Here is a 3,020-nt window from a genome sequence, read left to right on the forward strand (position 1 = left end):
ATACTCTGGTCCAATAAATCCAACAACTGTATTAACAAGGAACGGATCAAAATATTTTGCAAATCCATAACATCTAGCTTCCATAGTCAGTTGATCTACACCATGATGCGCATCAGAAGAAAGCTCTGAACCTTGACCTGTTTCAAAGTACATTACATTTGGGCCTACTGCCGTACCCAACTTTAAAGCCATATCCTTCGCTTCTGAAAGCATCTTTGCGGAAATCCCAAAAGCTGTATTGCCTTTTTCAGATCCTGCAATAGATTGGAATACCAATCCTGTTGGAGCCCCTTGCTCCATTGCTTCCATCTGAGTAGCTACGTGGGCTAAAACAACATGTTGTGTTGGTATTTCCCACTCATTAATAAAATCATTAAATTTATGAAGAATACGCTTTACACTTTCTGTTGTATCGTCTACTGGATTTAAACCTATTACTGCATCTCCAGATCCCATAGATAAGCCTTCCATAACTGAAGCCATAATACCATCCACATTATCAGTAGGATGATTTGGTTGTAGACGAGTTGAAAAAGTTCCTGGAATACCAATTGTAGTATTAGCAGTCTTAGTTATTATAATCTTTTGAGCTCCCACTATTAAGTCTAGGTTAGACATAATCTTAGCAACTGCTGCTACCATTTCAGAAGTCAAACCATTTGATATACGATGAATATCATAGTTTGTCGTATTACTATTTAAAATCCATTCTCTTAATTCAGCTACTGTCCAATTTTTAATCTTTTCATAAGTTCTAAGATTAACATTATCAATAATAATGCGTGTTACCTCATCCTTTTCATATGGCACTGCAGGGTTGTTAAATAAATCTGAAAGCGTTAATTGTGATAGAACAACTTTAGCAGCAACTCTTTCTTCAGCACTATTTGCTGCAACTCCAGCTAAATTATCTCCGGATTTTTCTTCATTAGCCTTCCCCATAACTTCCATTACAGATGAAAATTGATAGGTTTTTCCAAAAAGTTTTGTCTTTAAAATCATTGTACATCCTCCTTTTATCTTTAATTAAATACTAATGTCTTTACTACTACCGGTAAAACAGAACCTTCTGCAATGGGCTTTCCAATGTCGATATAATCTCCATTTCGTACATGAATACTATCTATACATACAAATGGATAATCTTTAGGAAGATGTGCATAAAGGCTATGACCTAGTGCCTTTGCCATATCTTCTTTCACTATAATAACAAGTGGCAATTTTTCCTTAATTAACAAATCTAAACCCTTTATTATTTCTTTTGCCAAGCATTGAATAAATTGGAAAGATGGACTATGTACACCTTCTACACCTAATCCAATAATTTGCACTTCTCCATCTACCATAAACCATTTTACTTTTTCTTGAATAATATCCCCTAAATTCCCACAATTATTCGCGCTTTCATCATCTTTGGATAGCTGTAAAATGGGGATATTCTTAAGTGGAAGTATATCTTCTTTATAGGTGATTGTACTTCCAGAAACATCAGTGGTATGTGATCCTGCTCCTACTACAGTTGCACGAATGGTTTCTACAGTTGGAATCACCTTAAGGGCTGTCATAAGGAGTGAACCACTTATTTTCTTACCTAACAAAAGTCCAATATCACCATATGCAAAGGGATTTTGTAAACTTTCTTTTGTAATGCCATCTGCTACGCCACCTGAAAATGAAATACATTTAATTTGCAGCTTTGTATTCAATGGTTTATTGGTTATCAACAAATCAAAATAAGGACTCTTCTTACCTAATCCAATGCTATTTTCCAATACCTGTACAAATATATCTAGAAGTTTATCTAACTCCTTAAGATTTATCTTTTCATTTAGGTGAATATCTAAAGCTTCCATTTTGATGATTTCCTTTACTTTTGGGGAAATATAACGAATGATTTCATTGGTATCTACCTTTATCAAACGACCTCCAATATCAAAGCAAGCCGTATCCTCAATATCCCCATCATTAAATACTGCTAGATTTGTTGTCCCGCCTCCAATATCAAGGTTTACCGCCGTTGTGTGCTGTCTCTCAGAATAGGAATAAGTACCTGCTCCTTTACCAGCGATAATACTCTCTAAATCAGGACCAGCTGTTGCCACAACAAAATCTCCAGCAAAACCACTTAAAGCTTTAGCAACTGTCTGGGCATTTTCCTTTCGAACTGTTTCCCCAGTTATAATGACTGCCCCAGTCTGAATATCTGATTTTGTAACACCTGCTCTTTTGTATTGCTGCTCTACAAATGCCTTTATACCATCGGAATCTATTAAATTGTTTTCTAATATAGGAGTAAAGATAATATCACTCTTAAATATCACCTTTTTATCCTTAATGGAAACCCTTGGAATTGTAAAAACTGATGCGATATTTTCAATTGAAAGTTCTGACAAAATTAGTTGTGTTGTTGATGTTCCAATATCAATACCAACGCTTAATAAAGTTTCTGACATCTTATCTACTCCCTTTAGATATTTTAAAATTTTTTCAAAAAATAAACGCTTAATAAAAGATCCATAATTGTCCCCTTATTAAGCGCCTTTGTTTTTATCTATGACCTCTTTGTCATAGTTTATATTTTAATTTTTAAATGTAATTTAAGTGCTAGATAAAGGTACAACAGTAAAATCTAAAAGACTTTCCATGGTTTCTAAAATGTTTTCTAAAGCAATCTTAACTGAGGAAACATCCCCTATTATAACCACTGCACCTGAAAATCTATCAACAAAACCAATTTCTATTTCAGCAGCCTTTATCGCTATATCAACAGCGATAATTGATGCTTCGCTTGGTGTTATAGTTAAAATTCCCACTGATTCATTTCCAGATTGTACTATACCCATCTTTTGATATAGTTCTGAATCAGCTTTTGCAATAACATGTGCAACGGTGATTTGTTTGCCAGGAACATATTCCTGTATAATTCTTTCATTCCCCTCCAAGTAATCACCTCATTTAATCAAAATTTATAGCGTTAATCATAATTCATAACGCTTGAAATCACTGTATCTTACACAGTG

3 protein-coding genes are annotated in these 3,020 nt (G+C 34.3%); all 3 read right to left on the reverse strand.

What is annotated here, in order from left to right; all coding sequences use genetic code 11:
• A partial coding sequence (eutB, locus tag ABWP20_RS18430) for an ethanolamine ammonia-lyase subunit EutB (RefSeq protein WP_353097844.1) occupies positions 1-1,002 on the reverse strand: 1,002 nt, incomplete at its 3' end.
• 20 nt (positions 1,003-1,022) lie between these two features.
• Positions 1,023-2,453: an ethanolamine ammonia-lyase reactivating factor EutA gene (eutA, locus tag ABWP20_RS18435; RefSeq protein WP_353097846.1), complete on the reverse strand. Its 1,431-nt coding sequence runs from the start codon at positions 2,451-2,453 to the stop codon at positions 1,023-1,025.
• 144 nt (positions 2,454-2,597) lie between these two features.
• Positions 2,598-2,942, reverse strand: coding sequence for a BMC domain-containing protein (locus ABWP20_RS18440; protein WP_353097848.1), 345 nt, complete (start codon positions 2,940-2,942; stop codon positions 2,598-2,600).
• Positions 2,943-3,020 lie beyond the last annotated feature (78 nt).

The sequence above is a fragment of the Tissierella praeacuta genome, assembly GCF_040396155.1.
Lineage (GTDB): Bacteria > Bacillota > Clostridia > Tissierellales > Tissierellaceae > Tissierella > Tissierella praeacuta_A.